The 18,022-nt window shown below is 71.3% G+C and carries 16 protein-coding genes; 10 read left to right on the top strand and 6 right to left on the bottom strand.

Annotation, left to right across the window (positions count from 1 at the left end; translation table 11 throughout):
* Window positions 1-109: 109 nt before the first annotated feature.
* Genes ACZ6TB_RS44175 through ACZ6TB_RS44165 form a run of 3 tightly spaced genes read right to left on the bottom strand, consistent with a single transcriptional unit; the run spans window position 110 to window position 4,424 of the window.
* Window positions 110-2,014: an ABC transporter ATP-binding protein gene (locus ACZ6TB_RS44175; RefSeq protein ID WP_465566374.1), complete on the bottom strand. Its 1,905-nt coding sequence runs from the start codon at window positions 2,012-2,014 to the stop codon at window positions 110-112.
* Window positions 2,015-2,067: 53 nt separating this feature from the next.
* The gene (locus ACZ6TB_RS44170) at window positions 2,068-3,804 is read right to left on the bottom strand and encodes an ABC transporter ATP-binding protein (RefSeq protein WP_465566367.1); all 1,737 of its coding nucleotides are present in this window, start codon (window positions 3,802-3,804) and stop codon (window positions 2,068-2,070) included.
* A gap of 2 nt (window positions 3,805-3,806) precedes the next feature.
* Complete coding sequence (locus ACZ6TB_RS44165) at window positions 3,807-4,424, bottom strand: TetR/AcrR family transcriptional regulator (protein WP_465566364.1); 618 nt, start codon at window positions 4,422-4,424, stop codon at window positions 3,807-3,809.
* 101 nt (window positions 4,425-4,525) lie between these two features.
* On the opposite strand from ACZ6TB_RS44165, the gene ACZ6TB_RS44160 reads away from it, so the two are divergent.
* The 4 genes from ACZ6TB_RS44160 to ACZ6TB_RS44145 all read left to right on the top strand — a co-directional run bounded on the left by ACZ6TB_RS44160 (window position 4,526) and on the right by ACZ6TB_RS44145 (window position 9,456).
* Entirely contained in the window at window positions 4,526-6,763 is a 2,238-nt protein-coding gene (locus ACZ6TB_RS44160; protein ID WP_465566361.1) for a putative bifunctional diguanylate cyclase/phosphodiesterase, read from the top strand.
* A gap of 71 nt (window positions 6,764-6,834) precedes the next feature.
* Window positions 6,835-6,996, top strand: coding sequence for a hypothetical protein (locus tag ACZ6TB_RS44155; protein WP_465566358.1), 162 nt, complete (start codon window positions 6,835-6,837; stop codon window positions 6,994-6,996).
* On the top strand, window positions 6,990-7,733 hold the full coding sequence (locus ACZ6TB_RS44150; protein ID WP_465566357.1) for a helix-turn-helix domain-containing protein: 744 nt from the start codon (window positions 6,990-6,992) through the stop codon (window positions 7,731-7,733). Before ACZ6TB_RS44155 ends, ACZ6TB_RS44150 begins: the two co-directional genes overlap by 7 nt.
* Before the next feature lie 64 nt (window positions 7,734-7,797).
* A complete protein-coding gene (locus tag ACZ6TB_RS44145; protein WP_465566354.1) occupies window positions 7,798-9,456 on the top strand; it encodes a sulfatase-like hydrolase/transferase in 1,659 nt (552 codons plus the stop codon).
* Between the two features lie 6 nt (window positions 9,457-9,462).
* Here ACZ6TB_RS44145 and ACZ6TB_RS44140 read toward each other — a convergent pair whose 3' ends face one another.
* Window positions 9,463-10,479, bottom strand: a complete 1,017-nt coding sequence (locus ACZ6TB_RS44140) for a hypothetical protein (RefSeq protein ID WP_465566351.1) — start codon at window positions 10,477-10,479, stop codon at window positions 9,463-9,465.
* A 112-nt stretch (window positions 10,480-10,591) separates the two neighbouring features.
* Between ACZ6TB_RS44140 and ACZ6TB_RS44135 the strand changes: the two genes are divergently transcribed.
* From ACZ6TB_RS44135 to ACZ6TB_RS44115, 5 genes are all read left to right on the top strand, one after another.
* Window positions 10,592-11,131: a GNAT family N-acetyltransferase gene (locus ACZ6TB_RS44135; protein WP_465566348.1), complete on the top strand. Its 540-nt coding sequence runs from the start codon at window positions 10,592-10,594 to the stop codon at window positions 11,129-11,131.
* 1 nt (window position 11,132) lies between these two features.
* On the top strand, window positions 11,133-12,344 hold the full coding sequence (locus ACZ6TB_RS44130; RefSeq protein WP_465566346.1) for an MFS transporter: 1,212 nt from the start codon (window positions 11,133-11,135) through the stop codon (window positions 12,342-12,344).
* A gap of 711 nt (window positions 12,345-13,055) precedes the next feature.
* On the top strand, window positions 13,056-13,997 hold the full coding sequence (locus ACZ6TB_RS44125) for a hypothetical protein (protein ID WP_465566344.1): 942 nt from the start codon (window positions 13,056-13,058) through the stop codon (window positions 13,995-13,997).
* A complete protein-coding gene (locus ACZ6TB_RS44120) occupies window positions 13,994-15,511 on the top strand; it encodes a M16 family metallopeptidase (RefSeq protein WP_465566341.1) in 1,518 nt (505 codons plus the stop codon). Before ACZ6TB_RS44125 ends, ACZ6TB_RS44120 begins: the two co-directional genes overlap by 4 nt.
* A gap of 10 nt (window positions 15,512-15,521) precedes the next feature.
* A complete protein-coding gene (locus ACZ6TB_RS44115; protein ID WP_465566339.1) occupies window positions 15,522-16,196 on the top strand; it encodes an adenosylcobinamide amidohydrolase in 675 nt (224 codons plus the stop codon).
* Here ACZ6TB_RS44115 and ACZ6TB_RS44110 read toward each other — a convergent pair.
* Complete coding sequence (locus ACZ6TB_RS44110; RefSeq protein WP_465566336.1) at window positions 16,147-16,683, bottom strand: nitroreductase/quinone reductase family protein; 537 nt, start codon at window positions 16,681-16,683, stop codon at window positions 16,147-16,149. The two genes, ACZ6TB_RS44115 and ACZ6TB_RS44110, sit on opposite strands and share 50 nt — an antisense overlap.
* Window positions 16,684-16,754: 71 nt before the next feature.
* On the opposite strand from ACZ6TB_RS44110, the gene ACZ6TB_RS44105 reads away from it, so the two are divergent.
* Window positions 16,755-17,420, top strand: a complete 666-nt coding sequence (locus ACZ6TB_RS44105) for a TetR/AcrR family transcriptional regulator (protein ID WP_465566333.1) — start codon at window positions 16,755-16,757, stop codon at window positions 17,418-17,420.
* Here the strand turns inward: ACZ6TB_RS44105 and ACZ6TB_RS44100 are convergent.
* Complete coding sequence (locus tag ACZ6TB_RS44100; RefSeq protein WP_465566331.1) at window positions 17,417-18,007, bottom strand: DUF1684 domain-containing protein; 591 nt, start codon at window positions 18,005-18,007, stop codon at window positions 17,417-17,419. The genes ACZ6TB_RS44105 and ACZ6TB_RS44100 overlap by 4 nt on opposite strands.
* Window positions 18,008-18,022 lie beyond the last annotated feature (15 nt).

Genomic DNA, 18,022 nt, shown 5'->3' with positions numbered 1-18,022 from the left:
TTCTTCTGCTCCCCCCCCCCTCAGTTCGCACGCCCCCCCCCCCCCCCCCCCCACCCCCCCCCCCCCCCCCCCCCCCCCCCCCCCCCCCCCCCCCGCCGCATTCGATAGATCAATCCACCTCGGCGACGGCCTGGGCGAACTGCGCGGAATACAAGCGGGCGTACGCCCCGTCCGCCGCGATCAGCTCGTCGTGGCTGCCCTGCTCGACGATGCTGCCGTGCTCCATCACCAGGATCACGTCGGCGTCGCGGATGGTGGACAGCCGGTGGGCGATCACGAAGCTCGTCCGGCCGCTGCGCAGCGTGTTCATGGCCCGCTGGATCAGCACCTCGGTACGGGTGTCGACCGAGCTCGTGGCCTCGTCCAGGATCAGGATGCTCGGCTCGGCCAGGAACGCCCGGGCGATGGTGATCAGCTGCTTCTGCCCGGCGCTGACGTTCGCGCCCTCCTCGTCGATCACCGTGTCGTAGCCGTCCGGCAGCATGCGCACGAACGGGTCGACGTGCGCCGCCTCGGCCGCCGCCCGCACCGCGTCCATGTCGAACGAGTCGGCCCCGTACGCGATGTTCTCCGCGATCGTGCCGCCGAACAGCCACGTGTCCTGCAGGACCATGCCGATCTGCTCGCGCAGTTCCTCGCGCGGCATGTCGTTGATGTTGACCCCGTCCAGCGTGATCCGCCCGGAGTCGACGTCGTAGAACCGCATGATCAGGTTGACCAGCGTGGTCTTGCCGGCGCCGGTGGGCCCGACGATCGCGACCGTCTGCCCGGGCGAGACCGACAGCGACAGGTGGTCGATCAGGGGCTTCTCCGGCGCGTACCGGAAGGAGACGTCCTCGAACGCCACCCGGCCCTCGGCCCGGCCGAGATCGACGGAGGGCGCCTCGGCCGACTGCTCGGGGGCGTCGAGCAGGGCGAACACCCGCTCGGCCGACGCCACGCCGGACTGGATCAGGTTGGCCATCGAGGCGACCTGAGTCAGCGGCTGGCTGAACTGGCGCGAGTACTGGATGAACGCCTGCACCTCGCCCAGCGACAGGTTGCCGGACGCCACCTGGAGGCCGCCGACCACCGCCACCAGCACGTAGTTCAGGTTGCTGATGAACATCATGCTGGGCTGGATCAGGCCCGAGATGAACTGGGCGCGGAAGCTCGACGCGTACAGCTTGTCGTTGTGCTCGTCGAAGGTCTTCAATGCCTCGTTCTGCCGGCCGAAGACCTTGACCAGCGAGTGCCCGGTGAACATCTCCTCGATGTGACCGTTGAGCTTGCCGGTCGTGCCCCACTGGGCGACGAAGTTCGGCTGCGAGCGCTTGCCGATGAACGTCGTCACGAGGATCGACACCGGGACCGTGACCAGCGCGATCAGCGCGAGCACCCAGGAGATCCAGAACATGAAGCCGAGCACGCCGATGATCATCAGCAGGGCCGTGATCAGCTGCGCGAACGTCTGCTGGAGGGTCTGCGCGATGTTGTCGGTGTCGTTGGTGGCCCGGCTCAGCACCTCGCCGCGGGCCTGCTGGTCGAAGTACGACAGCGGGAGCCGGGACAGCTTCGCCTCGACCTCCTCCCGCAGCCGGTAGACGGCCCGCTGCACGACGGTCGCGGTCAGCCGGCCCTGGAGGACGCCGAACACCCACGCGCACAGGTAGACGACCGCCACCCAGGCGAGCAGGTGAGCCAGCTTGGTGAAGTCGATGCCCTGGCCCGGGGTGAAGTCGATCGACGAGAGCAGGTCAGCCCGGGTGTTCTCGCCCTGGGCCCGCAGCCCGTCGATGATCTGCTGCTTGGTGGCGCCGGCCGGGACCTGCTTGCCGACGACGCCGGAGAAGATGATGTCGGTGGCGTGGCCGAGCAGGCGCGGCCCGGAGACCGAGAGCGCGACGCTGCAGATGCCGAAGAACAGCACCAGGCCGACCAGGGCGCGTTGGGGCTTGAGCAGCCCGAGGAGCCGCTTGGTGGAGCCCTTGAAGTCCTGGAGCTTCTCGGTCGGCGCGCCGCCGCCCATCATCATGCGAGCGGCGGGCGGTCCGCCCACGGGCGGACCGGGACGGCGAACGGGGGCGGTCACGCTGCGGCCTCCTGCTCGGTGAGCTGGGAAAGAACGATTTCCCGGTACGTCGAATTGCTGTCCATGAGCTCGGCGTGGGTGCCCGTGCCGGCGACCCGGCCGTCGTCGAGCACGATGATCCGGTCGGCGTCGCGGATCGTGCTGACCCGCTGGGCGACCACGACCACGGTCGCCTGGGCGATGTGCTCGGTCAGCGCCGCCCGCAGCGCCGCGTCGGTGGCGTAGTCGAGCGCCGAGAACGAGTCGTCGAAGAGGTAGACCTCGGGGTCGGCGACCAGCGTCCGGGCGATCGCGAGCCGCTGCCGCTGGCCGCCGGAGACGTTGGTGCCGCCCTGGGCGATCGGCGCGTCCAGCCCGCCGTCCATCCGCTCGACGAACTCCCGGGCCTGGGCGATCTCGAGCGCCTCCCACAACTGCTCGTCGGTGGCGTCCGGGTTGCCGTAGCGCAGGTTCGTGGCGACCGTCCCGGTGAACAGGTACGGCTTCTGCGGGACGAGCCCGACCGTACGGGAGAGAAGCTTCTCGTCCAGTTCGCGAACGTCGACGCCGTCCACCAGCACCTGGCCGTCGGTCACGTCGAAGAGCCGGGGAACCAGGTTGAGCAGCGTGGTCTTGCCGCTGCCGGTGCTGCCGATGATCGCCGTGACCTCGCGCGGCCGGGCGGTGAGCGAGACGTCGCAGAGCACCGGCGCCTCGGCCCCGGGGTAGCGGAAGCCGACGTTGCGCAGTTCCAGGAAACCGTGCCGGCTCAGCGTGGTGACCGGCGCGCGCGGCGGCTCGACGCTGGACTCGGTGGTGAGGATCTCGCGGATGCGCTCGGCGCAGACCTCGGCGCGGGGGATCATCACGAACATGAAGGTGGCCATCATGATCGACATGAGGATCTGCATGAGGTAGCTGAGGAACGCGGTGAGCGCGCCGATCTGCATCTCGCCGCTGTCGATCCGGTGGCCGCCGAACCACAGCACCGCGATGCTGGACATGTTCACGATCAGCATGACGGTCGGGAACATCAGCGCCATCAGCTTGCCGACCTTGAGCGAGACGTCCGTGAGCTCGTCGTTCGCGCCCGAGTAGCGAACCTGCTCGCGCTCGTCGCGGACGAACGCGCGGATCACCCGGATGCCGGCGATCTGCTCGCGCATGACCTGGTTGACCTTGTCGATCCGCACCTGCATCGAGCGGAACAGCGGCCGCATCCGGACGATGATCAGCGCCACCACGATCACCAGGATCGGGACGATGACCAGCAGCAGGGCGGAGAGCGGCACGTCCTGCCGGAGCGCCAGCACGATGCCGCCGACGCACATGATCGGCGCCGAGACCATCAGCGTGAACGTGAGCAGCACCAGCATCTGGACCTGCTGCACGTCGTTCGTGGTCCGGGTGATCAGCGACGGCGCGCCGAACTGGCCGACCTCGCGGGCCGAGAACTGCTGGACCCGGGTGAAGATCGAGGAGCGCACGTCGCGGCCGACCGCCATGGCCGTACGGGCGCCGAAGTACACGGCGACGGCTTGGGCGGCGATCTGCAGGACTGTGATGCCGAGCATGCCGGCGCCGATCCGCATGACATAGCCGGTGTCGCCCTTGATCACGCCGTTGTCGATGATGTCGGCGTTCAGCGTGGGCAGGTAGAGCGTCGCCAGCGTCTGGATGAACTGGAAGAGCACGACCAGGCCGATCGCGTTCTTGTACGGCCGTAAGTGGCCACGCAGCAGTTGGATGAGCACTTCTACTGAGCCCCCCGCTTGTCCTTTTCTTGGATGAGTAGCCCGTCAAGCAGCAGCGAGACCAGATCGGCCCCGCGGAAGTTCTCCGGATCGCCGAACGGCCCGTACGTGTTGGCGCCGCAGAACAGCAGCAGCATCTGCGCCACCGCCAGTGGAGGGCGGCGCAGCAGCGCGGCATCCGGCTCGATCACCGCGACCAGCGCGTCCCGCAGCCGTTCCCGGCTCGACGCCATCCGCGCCATCGTGTCCGGGTCGTTCTGCCCGGCCAGAATGAGCTTGCGGGCCGCGGTCATCAGCTGCGCGTTCTCGGCCATCCGGGAGTGGATCAGCTCGGCCGCCTCGGACATCCGCTCGCGCAGCGGCAGCGACCGGTCGATCGCGTCCAGCCCGCCGAGCGTCGTCTCGGGGTCGAGCGCCTTGATGACCGAGCACACGACCAGCGAGTTCTTGCTTTCGAAGACGCCGAAGATGGTGCCCTCGGCCACGCCCGCGGCCGCGGCGATCTGCCGGGTGCTGACCTCGAGACCGTGCTCGTGCAGCAGCGGGATGGTCGCCGCGATCAGCGCCGCCCGGCGTTCCTCCGGCGCGAGCGCCGGGACCCGTCTACGCCTGTTCTCCACGAGAGCAGACTCTAACTGAGCGAGCACTCACTCAGCCACTGACATTTGTCATGGGCGGCATTTCCGCTCAAGTAGCGAATGGTCCGGCCGATTGACGGCCCGTGCGGCGACTGGAGTTTGACGATCACACGGCGGACTACTGGTCCCGCCAGATTCGCATCGGCGCGTGGATCGCCGCCGTGATCACCTCGATCGGAGCGCTGCGGATCGCCCTGAGCTGGCCGGCCGAGCGGCACTGGTGGCTGATCCCGGTCATCGCCGCGGTCGCCCTCCAGGTCGCCGCCACCCGCCTCCCGTGGAACCGGCTGGTGCGCAGCGAGCGCTTCCGCGCCCGGCTGATGCTCTGGTGGTACGGCCAGCTGCCGATCCTGTTCCTGTTCGGTCTCGCCGACTCGCGCGGCATGACGCTGTACGTGCCGGCCGCCGTGCTCCTGCTGATGGCGGCGGCCGCGGTCTGGCCGCCCCGGACCGTCGTGCTCCTCGGCGTGCTGACCGGCGTCGGCTACGCCCTGCTGCTGCCGGGCCAGGCGCGGCTGGGCCCGGCCACGGCCGCCGTCGTGCTCGCCATGTACTGCTGCGTCATCGCGCTCACCGCGATCAACGCGCAGAGCCGCGGCCGCCTCGACGCCCGCCGGCGCGCCGCCGAGCAGCGGGCCGAGACCCTGCTCGAGGCCTCGGCCGACGCCGTCCTGGCGGTCGGCCGGGACAGCACACTCAAGTACGTGAGCCCGTCGGTCGAGCAGCTGCTCGGCTACCCCGCCGCGCACCTCACCGGCAAGCGCCTCTACGACCTGATCGGCGACGACCGCGTCGCCGGCGTGCGCGACTTCCTGAACACCATGCTCGGGCTGCCGATCGGCCGCAGCGAGCGCACCGAGTCGAAGCTGCGCCACGCCGACGGCCGGTGGGTCTACGTTGACGTCATGGGCACGAACTGGATCAACGACCCGGACCTGCAGGCCGTCGTGGTGAGCCTGCGCGACATCGGCGAGCGCCGCGAGCTCGAGCAGCAGCTCAGCCGCCAGGCCTTCACCGACTCGCTCACCGGCATGCCGAACCGGGCCATGTTCCGCCGCAAGCTGGAGGAGGCCGTCGCCACCACCGGCGAGAAGCCGATCACCGTGCTGCTGCTCGACCTCGACGACTTCAAGCTGGTCAACGACAACCTCGGGCACAGCGCCGGCGACGACCTGCTCACCACGATCGCCGAGCGGCTGCGCGCCCAGGTGCGCCCCGGCGACGTGCTGGCCCGGCTCGGCGGCGACGAGTTCGCCATCCTGCTGCGCGACCTCGACCCGGCCGACGCGTCGAGGCTGGCCGAGCGCCTGCTGGCCACCGCCCGCGAGCCGATCCGGCTGGCCAGCCGGGACATCACCTGCACGCTGAGCGTCGGCATCGCCACGTCGCCGTCCTGCGATCCCGCCGACGCGGGCGTGGTCTGCGCCGAGCAACTGCTCGGCAATGCCGACCTGGCGATGTACGCGGCGAAGCGGGCCGGCCGGAACGCGTACGCCATCTTCGACCCGACGATGACCATGTCGGTGCTCGAGGAGGCGCAGCAGCGGGCCGACCTCGAGCACGCGCTGGAGCACGAGGAGTTCCGCGTGCTCTACCAGCCCGTCGTCGACATGCACACGCAACGGCTCACGGCGGTCGAGGCGCTCGTCCGCTGGCAGCACCCGCGCGATGGGCTGCTCGGCCCGTACCACTTCATCGCCGGGGCCGAGGCCAACGGCCTGATCGTGCCGCTCGGCCGCTGGGTGCTCCGCCAGGCCTGCGCCCAGCTGGCCCGCTGGCGGGCCGAGACGCCGGAAGCGGCCGGGCTGCACGTCAACGTCAACCTGTCGGCCCGTCAGTTCCAGTACGCGGGCCTGGTCGACGACGTCGCCGCCGCGCTCGCCGACGCCGGCCTCGACGCCGCCTCGCTCACCCTGGAGATCACCGAGTCGATGCTGATGGCCGACATCGAGGCGGCCAAGGAGACGCTGCACGCGCTGCGCCGCCTCGGCGTGCGCCTGGCCATCGACGACTTCGGCACCGGCTACTCGTCGCTCAGCTACCTCAAGCAGCTCCCGGTCGACGTCATCAAGATCGACAAGACGTTCGTCGACGAGGTCCACATCGACGAGGACGACGTCGCCCTGGTCGACGCCGTGGCCGGTCTCGGCCAGGCGCTGAAGATGCAGACCGTGGCCGAGGGGATCGAGACCGACGAGCAGTGGGAGACCCTGCGCCGCATCGGCATCGACCACGGTCAGGGCTACCTGTTCGGCCGGCCGTCCGAGCCCGCCGACATCGCCGGCATGCTCACGGCCGCCGCGCAGCCCCAGCCCGTGTAAAACACGAGCCGAAGGACGAGCGTGACCGGGAGATCGCCGTCTTCGGCGAGCACGTCGGGCAGGCGTTCCTGGTGCTCGCCGGCGTCACGGCGCTGATCCTGGCGCTGGCCGAGGCTGGCTACTTCTGGATCGCCAACGTGCTCTACCTAGGGTTCATCCTCTCCGCGGCGTTCGGCTCGGTGGCCCGGGTCTGCGCCTACCGGTACGGCCTGCCCGGCCGGCACGCGTGGTGAAGCCGACCCGGATCACGAACTCGATCCGGGAGCTGCGACAGGCCGCCGACGGCATGACCCAGGCCGATTTGGCCCGGCGTCTCGGCATGACCCGGCAGACGGTCATCGCCATCGAGCAGGGGCGGTACTCGCCCTCGCTGGAGACGGCCTTTCAGATCGCCCGGATCTTCCGGGTGTCCCTCGACGACGTCGTGGTCAAGCCGGCGACGGTGAGCTTCGAGGAGGCCGGCGCGATTCCGGTCTCGGGGATGACCGCGCTTCAGGGGCTGCGCGACCAGGGCCGGGTCGAGAACGGGCAGCGGGTGCTGGTCTTCGGCGCGGCCGGCGGCATCGGGCACATGGCCGTGCAGCTCGCCCGCGGCTTCGGCGCCGACGTCACCGGCGTCGCCCGGCCGGCCAAGCTCGATTTCGTGCGCTCGCTCGGGGCCGGCACCGAGGTCACCGGCCGGTACGACCTGATCGTGGACACCGCCGGCAACCGGTCGCTGCGCGTGCTCCGCGAGCTGCTCACGCCGGCCGGCACGCTGGTCATCGTCGGCGGCGAGGGCGGGAAGGGGCGGTTCCTCGGCGGATTCGAGCGCACCTTCCGCGCGTACGGGATGGGGCCTTTCGTCCGTCAGCGGCTGCGCCCGGTGATCGATCGCACGTTCCCGCTCGAGCAGGCGCCGGAAGCGATTCGTTATCTCAACTCCGGCGCGACCCGTGGCAAGGTGGTGGTGACCACGAGCCCGGCTTGAACCGAAGCCGCGGAAACGCCGTGTACCTGGAGGCAGGTCCTGAACGGCGGTAAGGAATCCCGAGTTGTCCCAGATCAAGCACCATCTGCGCCATGTCGGTGGCGCGGTGGTCACCAGTCTCGCCGCGCTCATCGTCTTCCTGGCGCTGGTCCTCCCCGACCAGATCACGCGGCTGCCACCGGGGAACTTCTGGCTGAACGCCCTCGTCCGCATCCCGATCGAGGCCATCGTCGCGGTCGCCGTGCTGCTCGCGCTGCCCGAGCGTCCGCGTCGGTGGCTCGCGACGTTCCTCGGCTTCACGCTCGGCGTGCTCACGGTCGTGAAGATCGTCGACATCGGCTTCTTCTACGTGCTGGCCCGCGAGTTCGACCCGGTGCTCGACTGGGTGCTGTTCAGTGACGGCTACCACTTCCTCGAGGACTCGATCGGCAAGCCCGGCGCGTTCGGGGTGGCGGTGGCGGCGATCGCCCTGGTCGCGGCCCTGCTCACCGCACTGACCTTGGCCGTACGCCGGGTCAGTCGCGTGCTCGCCGAGCATGCCCGGCCGACGCGGCACGCCGCCTTCGCCTTCGCCTCGGCCTGGATCGTGCTCACGATCTTCGGGGTGCAGATCGTCGGCGGCGTCCCGGTGGCCGCCCAGGCCGCGGCCGAGCTGGCCCGCGACACCGCGCTCAAGGTGCCGCAGGACATCGCCGACCGGAAGAACTTCGAGCGCGAGGTCCAGATCGACGCGTTCCGCAACCTGCCCGACAACCAGCTGCTCACGGCGCTGCGGGGCAAGGACGTGATCATCGGGTTCGTGGAGAGCTACGGCCGGGACGCGGTGGAGAACCCGGAGTTCAACGGCTCGGTGCTGGCCCAGCTCAAGGCCGACGACGCCAAGCTGACGTCGAAGGGCTTCGCGGCCCGCACCGGCTTCCTCACCTCGTCGACCGCGGGCGGCGGCAGCTGGCTGGCCCACTCGACGTTCCTGTCCGGGCTCTGGATCGACAACCAACAGCGTTATCGCAGCCTCGTCAACACCGATCGGCTCACGCTCACCCGGGCCTTCAAACGAGCCGGTTTCCGTACGGTGGGGATCGAGCCGGGCGTGACCTATGCCTGGCCCGAGGGGCAGTTCTACGGCTACGACCAGGTCTACGACGTGCATTCGCTCGACTACCACGGGCCGATGCTGAGCTGGTCGACGATGCCCGACCAGTACGCGATGCGGCAGCTCGACAAGTTCGAGTACGGCAAGGCCGGCCGCGGCCCGCTGCTGGCCGAGGTCACCCTCACGTCGAGCCACACCCCGTGGGCGCCACTGCCCAAGACGCTCGACTGGGACGAGCTCGGCGACGGCTCGGTCTACGGGCCGATCATCAAGTCGGCCGAGGGCGCGGGCACCATCTGGAAGGACGGGCACCGGGTCAAGGAGGCGTACGCCACGTCGATCGCCTACTCGGTGGACACGCTCATCTCGTACGTGCAGAAGTACGGGAACGACAACCTGGTGATGGTCTTCCTCGGCGACCACCAGCCGGCCTCGGTCGTGGTCGGGCAGAACGCGAGCAAGGACGTGCCGATCTCGATCGTCGCCAAGGACCCGAAGGTGCTCGACCGGGTCGCGAGCTGGGGCTGGACGAACGGGCTCACACCGGCGCCGGACGCGCCGGTGTGGCCCATGAACGAGTTCCGTGACCGCTTCCTCACAGCGTTCAGTCCCGACGGGGAAGCGCATTGATCTCTTTTAGTCGATCGTCCGCGGGAGCGTGTCGGCCGCCTTCTTGAGGGCGGCCGCCGAGCCGGCGTAGGGGTTGTAGGTGTACGTGCGCGACAGCGTGCCCGGCACCGTGAAGTAGCCGGCCGCGAGCTTCGCCGGGTCGGTCGCGATCTCGCCGCGGGCCGGCCCGTCGTTGCCGTCGTCCCAGCCCCACGGCGCGTTCGCCGAGTTCGTGGTGCACTGCCAGGTGCCCTGGCCACAGTCGCCCGAGGTGTTTCCGGCGAACGTGCCGAGCGAGGCGAACAGGTTCGCGTTGTTGCGCTGCGCCCACATCCCGCCGTCCGCGAAGATGTCGATCAGCTGGTACTGCACGTCCCGGTCGTCGGCGCCGCTCGGCGACTCCGAGGCGGTCAGCGACGGGTAGTAGACGATGCCGTCGCCGACGATGTCGTACTGCGGCCACGCCTTGAGCCCGTGACCTTTCGCCTCCTGGGCCGTCACCGGGTGCTGGAACGAGTCGTGCGTCGAGCCCTTGAGCTGCAGGGTCCCGTCGATCGTCTCCTTCCCGTCGGCCCAGGTGCTGCTGGCCGGCGCGTAGGAGTAGAAGTCACTGTGAGCGACGGTGACGGCGGCGCGGAGGATCCCGTACGCCGAACCGTCCTTCTCGATGATCTCGGTGAGCCCTTCCCCGTCGTTCTCGTGCTCGGTCTCGAAGAACGGGTGGTCGATCCAGTCGCGGGGGTGGAAGTAGAAGTACGTGATGAACCAGTGCGAGCTGGTCTCGGTCACCGAGTAGTAGGCGGCGGCCGCGGTGCTCTGCCCGGCGTGGTCCCAGTTGTCCTTACCGGCCAGGTTGCCGTCGTAGTCGTACCGAGTGATGAAGTCGGACTTGCCGGCCAGCGCGTGGCTGCCGGTCGCGTCGACGTCCTGGTAGTGGATCGGCGCCCAGCGCAGCGCCAGCTCGGCCCGGCTCGGCGCCGCCTGCGCCGGCGTCGCCAGCAGCCCCGCCACTAGTGCCCCGACCGCGATTCCCCTGAAGATCATGCCCGCTCCCACGTCGCGTACCGATAGATCTGAGTGAATCTTTTGCGGTGATCGTGGTCAATGGGTGGACGCTCGGCGAAGTCTGCCTGCACGCCGGACGTAGGCTTCCCGGGTGTTCATCGTCGATCTCGGGGGCGGCGCCGAACTGCGACCGCTCGAGCCCTGGCACGCCGCGGAGTTCCTGGCCCACATGGATCGCGCGCGCGAAACCGTCGATCCCTGGATCCCGTGGGCGAGCCGCAGCGCGGATCTGATCGGTGCCCGGGCGACCCTTCAGCGGTACGCCGACATGCAGGCCCGCGACACCGGCCGGCTCTACGGCATCTGGCTCGACGGCACCCTCGTCGGCGGCACCATGTTCGTCTCGTTCGACACGTCCTTCGGCGTCGCCGAGGTCGGCTGCTGGCTCGAGCCGGCCGGCACCGGCCGTGGCCTGATCACCAAGGCCGCCCGCCACCTGATCGACTGGGCCTTCCGCGAGCGCGGCATGCACCGCGTCGAGTGGCACTGCCGCCCCGACAACCGGGCGAGCTCGGCCGTGGCCCGCCGCCTGGGCCTGCGGCACGAGGCCACGCTGCGCGAGAATTTCTTCTGGAACGGCGTCCACCACGACTCGGAGATCTGGGCCGTGCTGGCGCCCGAGTGGCAGTAGCGTGCCCGCCCCCGCATCGGCGGGGAGTTACCGTGCCGTCCTCCGGCTGCCGTCAGCGCTGCGCGCCTTCGTACCCGCACTCGGCGGCCGGCTCGCGTACGGTCTCCTGCCGCTGGCCACCCTCTTCACCGTCCAGCAGACCACCGGCTCGTACGCCCAGGCCGGCCTGGCCCTGGCCGCCTTCGGCCTGGCCTCGATCACCCTGCCCCTGAAGTCCCGCCTGGCCGACACCCACGGCCAGCGCCGGATCCTGCCGTGGCTGGCCCTCGGCTGCGCCACTCTCCTGTCGCTGGCCGCCCTCACCCCGTGGCCGGTCCCGTTCGTGGCCCTGGCCGGCCTGGCCGCACCGCCGTTGGGCCCCGCCATGCGTTCGACGTGGCGCACCCTGACCGAGGGCACCGAGCTCAAGCAGCGGGCGTACGCGCTGGACACTATCGCCGAGGAGACCCTCTACCTGACCGGCCCCCTCCTGGCCGGCCTCGGCATCGCCGTGGCCCCCGCCCGCTGGTCCCTCCTGGCCACCGCGGCCCTGCTCCTGCTCGGCACCGTGGGAATGGTCGCCGCCGCCCCGCCCTCGCCCTCGCCCCCGCCTTCGCCCCCGCCCCCGCCCCCGCCCTCGTCGTCTTCCCCGAGCCCGTTCGGGATCGGCCCGCTCCGATCGCCCGGCTTGCGAAGCGTCCTGGCGATCCTGCTGGCGGTAGGCGCCGGAATCAGCGCCGCCTACACCGCAATGGCCGCCGTGGCCCAGTCACACGGCCACCCCGGCGCGGCCGGCCTGCTCGAGGCCGCCGTAGCCACCGGCAGCATCCTCGGCGGCCTGCTGTGGTCCCGCCGCCACCACACCCGCCCGCGTTCGACCCATTTCGCCGCCCTGCTGGCGCTCTTGTCCGCCGGTTTGCTGGCCGCCTCCGCCGCCCCCGGCCTGGTCGTGCTGGGCGTAGTGATGGGCATCGGAGGCCTGGCCGTGGCGCCGCTGTACGTCGTCGCCTACCTGGCCGCCGACGACCTGACCCCACCCGGCCACGGCACCGAGGCCGGCACCTGGATCAACGTGGCGGCCAACGCCGGAAGCGCCCTGGGCGCCGCCGTGGCCGGCGTCCTTGCCGATCGCGTGGGCCCGTCCCCGGCGTTCCTTGCCGCCGGGATCGTGCTCGCTCTCACCGCTTTGGCCGCCGCCCTGCGTCCGGCCCGCCGCCGGGAGTCCGCCGCGTAGCCCTTTGCTCTGCTCACCAATACGCGCGTGGTGGGGCGTGGACCTGCGGCTCTGCTTACCGATACGCGCGTGGTGGGGCGTGGACCTGCAGCTCTGCTTACCGATACGTGCGCCTCGGCCGAGCGGGCCCGCGCGCTGGTGTGAGCAGAGCTGAAATCGCTCTGCTTACCGATACGCGCGTGCCGGGGCGTCGATCTGCAGCTCTGCTTACTGATACGCGCGTGGTGGGGCGTGGACCTGCAGCTCTGCTTACCGATACGTGCGCCTCGGCCGAGCGGGCCCGCGCGTCGGTGTAAGCAGAGCTGAAATCGCTCTGCTTACCGATACGCGCCTGAGACGCGGTGCCGAGGTGCGGTGCCCGAAGTGCGGTGCCGAATGCGCGAGCGTCCGATCGTGCGGTCCCCGAGAGCGGGGTGCCCGCTCACGCCGGGCCTGTGAGCGCGGTGCCCACGAGCGCGGTGCCCACGAGCGCGGTGCCCACGAGCGCGGTGCCCACGAGTGCGGTGCCCGGGAGCACGGCGCCCGAGAGGGCGGCGGCCGAGAGCGCGGCGCCCGAGAGAGCGCGGCGCCCGAGAGAGCGCGGCGCCCGAGAGCGCGCGGCGCCCGAGAGCGCGCGGCGCCCGAGAGAGCGCGGCGCCCGAGCGGAGCCGCGCGCAACGTGGCGGCATGGGGGACGCCTGGAATGATCTTCTTCATTTATGCTTGCTGGCCATGTCGGACCGTGTGCTGCTGGATGCGGCGGACGCCTACCCCGCCGTGACCAAGGTGCGCGCGGCGCTCGCGGTGCGGGACTGGCCCGCCGTGCGGGAGGTCGTGGACGCGGCCGGGCCAACCGGGCGATCGACGCTGCTGCGCTTCGGCGCCGATGGGGACGGGGACGGGCTCGAGGGCTTCCTCCGGGAGGTGGTCGCGGGCGATCCCGAGGACACCGCCGCCGTTGCCATGCTGGGCATGCATCTGAACAACCGGGGGTGGACCGCGCGGACCGGCGACCGCGCCCGGCATGTGTCGCGGCAGCAGGTCGCGGCCTTTCACGAATGGCTGCGCCGGGCCGAGATCGTTCTGCTCGACGGTGTCGCCCGGCGGCCGGAGGACCCGGCCTTGTGGGTGGCCCGGCTCGGCTCGGGGCGCGGCCTGGAGCTGGGGCAGGCCGAGAGCGGGCGCCGGTACGGGAAACTGGCCGCCCTCGATCCGCACCACCTGCCCGGTCAGGTGCAGTATCTCCAGCAGATCTGCCCGAAGTGGGGCGGCACCTGGGATCGGGTGCACGCCTGGGCCCGCGAGGTGATGCTGGCCGCCGGCCCGGGGGCGCTCGACGCGTACCACGTCGTGGGTGGGCATCTCGAACGCTGGCTGGAGCTGGGCGACGGCGGCACGTCCTATCTGCGGACCGTCCGGGGTGAGATCGACGAGGCCGCAGCGCGGTCGGTGCTGCATCCGGAGTTCGGGCGCGACTACGGCTGGGTGTACGTGGTGAGCGGGTTCGCGCTGGCGTTCTGCCTGCTGCGGGAGCGGGAGAAGGCGGCGGCCATGTTCCGGATGCTCGGCGACCTCGGCACCGAGCTGCCCTGGACGTACCTGCACCACGACGCGGCCGCGACGATCCGGGCGCGCCGGGCCTGGGCGCTGGGGACCGGGGGAGGCGGGCGATGATCGAACGGCGGGAGGTCGACGGCGTGCCGGTGCTGCTGGCGCCGACCACCGGACCCACCCACGCGGGGCTGGCCTTCCGGGTCGGCTTCGCGGACGAGCCGCTGGCCCGCCGGGGCATCACCCACCTGGTCGAGCACCTGGCGCTGCATCAGGTGGGGATCGCCGACTACCACTACAACGGCGCGACCGGGGTCGAGTTCACCTACTTCCACATGCAGGGCGCCGAGAAGGACGTCGTCGCCTTCCTCAACGGGGTGTGCGCCGCGCTGCGGGACCTGCCGATGCGGCGGCTCGCAGTGGAGAAGGACCTGCTGCAGGCCGAGGCCAACAGCCGGAACCCGGGCGTGGCCGAGCCGCTCGCGCTGTGGCGGCACGGCGCCCGGGACTACGGCACGGTCGGCTATCCCGAGTGGGGCCTGCCCGCGATCACCGAGGACGAGCTGCGCGCGTGGGTGGCCCGGTACTTCACCGCGGAGAACGCGGTGCTGTGGGTGGCCGGCGACGCGATCCCCGCCGACCTGCGGCTCGACCTCCCGCACGGCGAGCGCCGCCCGGCGCCCGAGCCGTCCTCGGCGCTGCCGGTCACGCCCGCGTTCTTCCCCGGCGCGCCCGGCGTGATCGCGTGGGACACGGTCGTGCCGCGTTCCACGACCGCCGCCGTCTTCTGCGGTCTGCTCGAGCGGGTCATGTTCCGCGAGCTGCGCCAGGAGGCCGGCCTCTCGTACACGATCAAGACCGACTTCCGGCCGATCGCCGGCGACCGGGTGGTGATCACCGCGGTCGCCGACGCGCTGCCCGAGAAGCAGGGCGCGGTGCTCGGCGCGTTCGTCGACCTCCTCGCCACGCTGCGGGCGGGGCGGATCGACGAGGCCGACGTGACCGCGGTGATCAATCAGCGGGTGGAGATCTTGCGGCGCCGGGAGGAGACCGGCGGGCGGCTGGCGGTGCAGGCGTTCGCCCTGCTCGGCGGCCGAGATGTGCGGGACGTCGAGGACGTCGTCGCGGAGTCGCGGGCGGTGATCGTGGCCGAGGTGGCCGAGGTCGCGGCCCGGGCCTGGTCGGCGGGACTGCTCATGACCCCGTGCGACGCCGAGTGGGCCGGGCTCGCGGTCGCGCCCCACGAGTCGGCGTCGGCGGTGATCGGCACGACGTACGCGTCGCTGACGGACCCGGTCGAGCGGCTGGTGGTCGGCGCCGACGGGATCAGCGCGTTCGCCGGCGGCACCACCGCGACCGTGCGGTTCGACGACTGCGTGCTGGTGCGCGCCTGGCCGGACGGCGCCCGCCAGGTCATCGGCGCCGACGGCATCGTGATCCGGGTCGAGCCGACCCTGACCGCGCGGGGCCCGCGATCGGTGGCCGCCATCGACGCCCGGGTGCGCCCCGAGATCCGGGTCGACCAGCCCGCCCGCGACCCGGCCCAGATCCCGCAGCCGCGGCCCGGCGCGAAGACCGGTACGCCGAGGAAGCGGGCCGGCCTGTGGTCGGTCATCCGGGCCGTCCGCAGGTCCTAGAGTCGGTCGGGTGATCGCCGAACCCACCCTGACCCACCGCGCCGAGGACGGCCACGACATCCCGCTGCTGGTCTGGCGCCTGGACGGCCCGGCCCGGGCGATCTCGTCGGCCACCCTCGGCGGCGGCCTCGGCGCGTGCCGGTGGGTGGTCAACGCGAGCGTCCCGATGTCGTACGACCGTGACGACCCCGCCCACCACCTGGCCGGCCTCGCCCGCGACCTGGGCCTCACCGGCCCCGGCGTCGGCCTGATGACGGGCGTCGACGTGGCCGACGTGGTCACCGAGACCGAGGGCGGCGTCCGCCTGTGGGCGACGGTCGGCCTGGGTGCTCCCATCCAGGCCGCCGCCCCGACCGAGACGACGACACCGAACCGGGTCAGCACGGTCAACGTCGTCGCCTGGATCCCGCGCCGGCTGAGCGACGGCGCCCTGGTCAACGCCGTCGCCACCATCACCGAGGCGAAGACCCAGGCCATCCGCGACCTCGGCCTGGCCGCCACCGGCACCGCCACCGACGCGGTCTGCGTGCTGTGCCCGCCCGGCGGCCCACCGGCGCCCTACGGCGGCCCGCGGTCGGAGTGGGGCGAGCCCCTGGCCCGGGCCGCCTACCGCGCCGTTCGCGCCGGGGGAGCGGTCAACCTCGCGGGGACGCAGTCGTGGTCGGAGCGACAAGAGCGGGGTTGAGCACGACCACCGCCGTCTCCCGGCCGCGGCGGGCGGAGAACGCGTCGAGATCGCCGTATCCCTCGTAGCCGTGCAGGGCCTCCCACAACCGGTCGCGGTCGTCGCCGGTCGCGCGGGCGGCGGTCACCGGGTGCGAGCCCCGGCCGGCGATGTCGACGGTCGCGGACGCGTCGGCCTGGAGGTTGAGCCACCACGCCGGGTCGGCCCGGTCCCAGCCGTTCATGGCCAGGGTGACCAGGCGGTCGCCGTCCTCGATGTAGCAGAGCACCACGGCTCGGCGCTCGCCGGAATGGCGACCGGTGGTGGTGAGCCGCAGCATGCCGCAGCGGCCGGGCGCGGGGGGCCGCAGGCCGACCCGGTCGCGGGTGACGCGGAGCAGGGCCCGGTGGGTGCGCCAGGCGCCGCGGACGAACCACCTCGGCGGCAGGAATGGGCGAGACAGGAATGGGCGAGACAGGAATGGGCGAGACAGGAATGGGCGGGACATGACGGCCTCCTTGACAAACCTACGCTGTAGACCTACGCCGTAGAGTAAACCCTACGGCGTAGGATCCGGGAGTGCCCAGACGTGCCAAAGCAGAGAGCCCGACCCGCGAGAAGCGGCTGAGCCGGGAGGGGATCGTCGCCACGGCGGTCGAGCTGGCCGATCGCGACGGACTGGCCGGCCTGAGCATGCGACGGCTGGCGCAGGAGCTCCGGGTCGACCCGATGTCGATCTATTACCACGTACGGGACAAGGACGCCCTGCTCGCCGCGATGGCCGACGCCGTGGTCGCCGGGATCGAGGTCCCGCAGAGCGAGGGCCCCTGGACCGAACGGCTGCGAAGCCTGATCATGGCGGCCCGGTCGGCCATGCTGCGCCACCCGTGGGCGGCCCGGGTGATCGAGGGCCGGGACACGCCGACCCCGGCCGTGATGATGCACCTGGAACGGGTGCTCGCGATCATGCGCGCCGGCGGCTGCCCGGTCGACCTCGGCCACCACGCGCTGCACCTGCTGGGCAGCCGCATCCTCGGCTTCAGCCAGGACCTGTTCGACGACGACCCGGAGACGTCACCGCCACCGGAGGCGGTCGCCGCCTGGGCCGGGACGATGCCGCACATCGTCGAGCTCGCCACCGCCGTCACCCACGAGGGCGCGCTCGGCGGTTGCGACGACGACGGCGAGTTCGCGTTCGCCCTCGATCTGCTGCTGGAAGGGCTGGAAAAACGACGCCTCGGTTAAACGACGTGGTACGTGAGCTCGCCCGCCTCGATCGGCGCCGACACCCGGTTCTCGGGCGGCGCCAAGGGGCAGAGCCACGCGTCGTCGTACGCGCAGGAGGGGTTGTAGAGGTAGTTGAAGTCGAGCCGCACCCGTTCGCCGGAGAGCACCTCGAGCCCGCGCCCGTGCGTCCCCTTCACGGTGTCGGTCAGGTAGCGCCCGCCGCCGTAAGTAGTGACCCCGCACGTGCCGTCCCGAACCGGCAGGAACAAGCCGCCGCCGTACGCCGAGATCCACCAGAGCGACAGGGGACCGAACGGAGTCTCGAGAATGCCGACCCGCTTGTAGTGCACGACCCCGTCGGGACCGCCGGTGTCGATGTCGATCTCCCCATCGGCCGGGGTCAAGACCGCCTCGACGACCGCGTCCGGCCGGAAGTCGAAATACCGCAGCCCGGTGAACGAGGAGCGGGACGAAGCGGGAATCGGCGACTGCGGGTGGGTGGCGAACAACTTGTCGCGCTGGGCCCGGAACTCCCCGAGATCGGAAGAGTCGAGATACATGCGGGCGACGGCGGCGCGATAGTCGGTCAGCTCGAGTGCCTCCATCCCGCCAACCTAACT

This window comes from Actinoplanes sp. NPDC051537, from assembly GCF_055586105.1.
The sequence above is the reverse complement of the archived record's forward strand: the minus strand, read 5'-3'. Positions and strand labels throughout refer to the sequence as shown.

Excerpts from the sequence above, each read along its gene's own strand:
- ACZ6TB_RS44110 (WP_465566336.1), bottom strand. The coding sequence starts at position 16,683 with ATGTCCCGCCCATTCCTGTCTCGCCCATTCCTGTCTCGCCCATTCCTG.
- ACZ6TB_RS44175 (WP_465566374.1), bottom strand. The coding sequence starts at position 2,014 with ATGATGATGGGCGGCGGCGCGCCGACCGAGAAGCTCCAGGACTTCAAG.
- ACZ6TB_RS44140 (WP_465566351.1), bottom strand. The coding sequence starts at position 10,479 with ATGATCTTCAGGGGAATCGCGGTCGGGGCACTAGTGGCGGGGCTGCTG.
- ACZ6TB_RS44125 (WP_465566344.1), top strand. The coding sequence starts at position 13,056 with ATGTCGGACCGTGTGCTGCTGGATGCGGCGGACGCCTACCCCGCCGTG.
- ACZ6TB_RS44120 (WP_465566341.1), top strand. The coding sequence starts at position 13,994 with ATGATCGAACGGCGGGAGGTCGACGGCGTGCCGGTGCTGCTGGCGCCG.
- ACZ6TB_RS44100 (WP_465566331.1), bottom strand. The coding sequence starts at position 18,007 with ATGGAGGCACTCGAGCTGACCGACTATCGCGCCGCCGTCGCCCGCATG.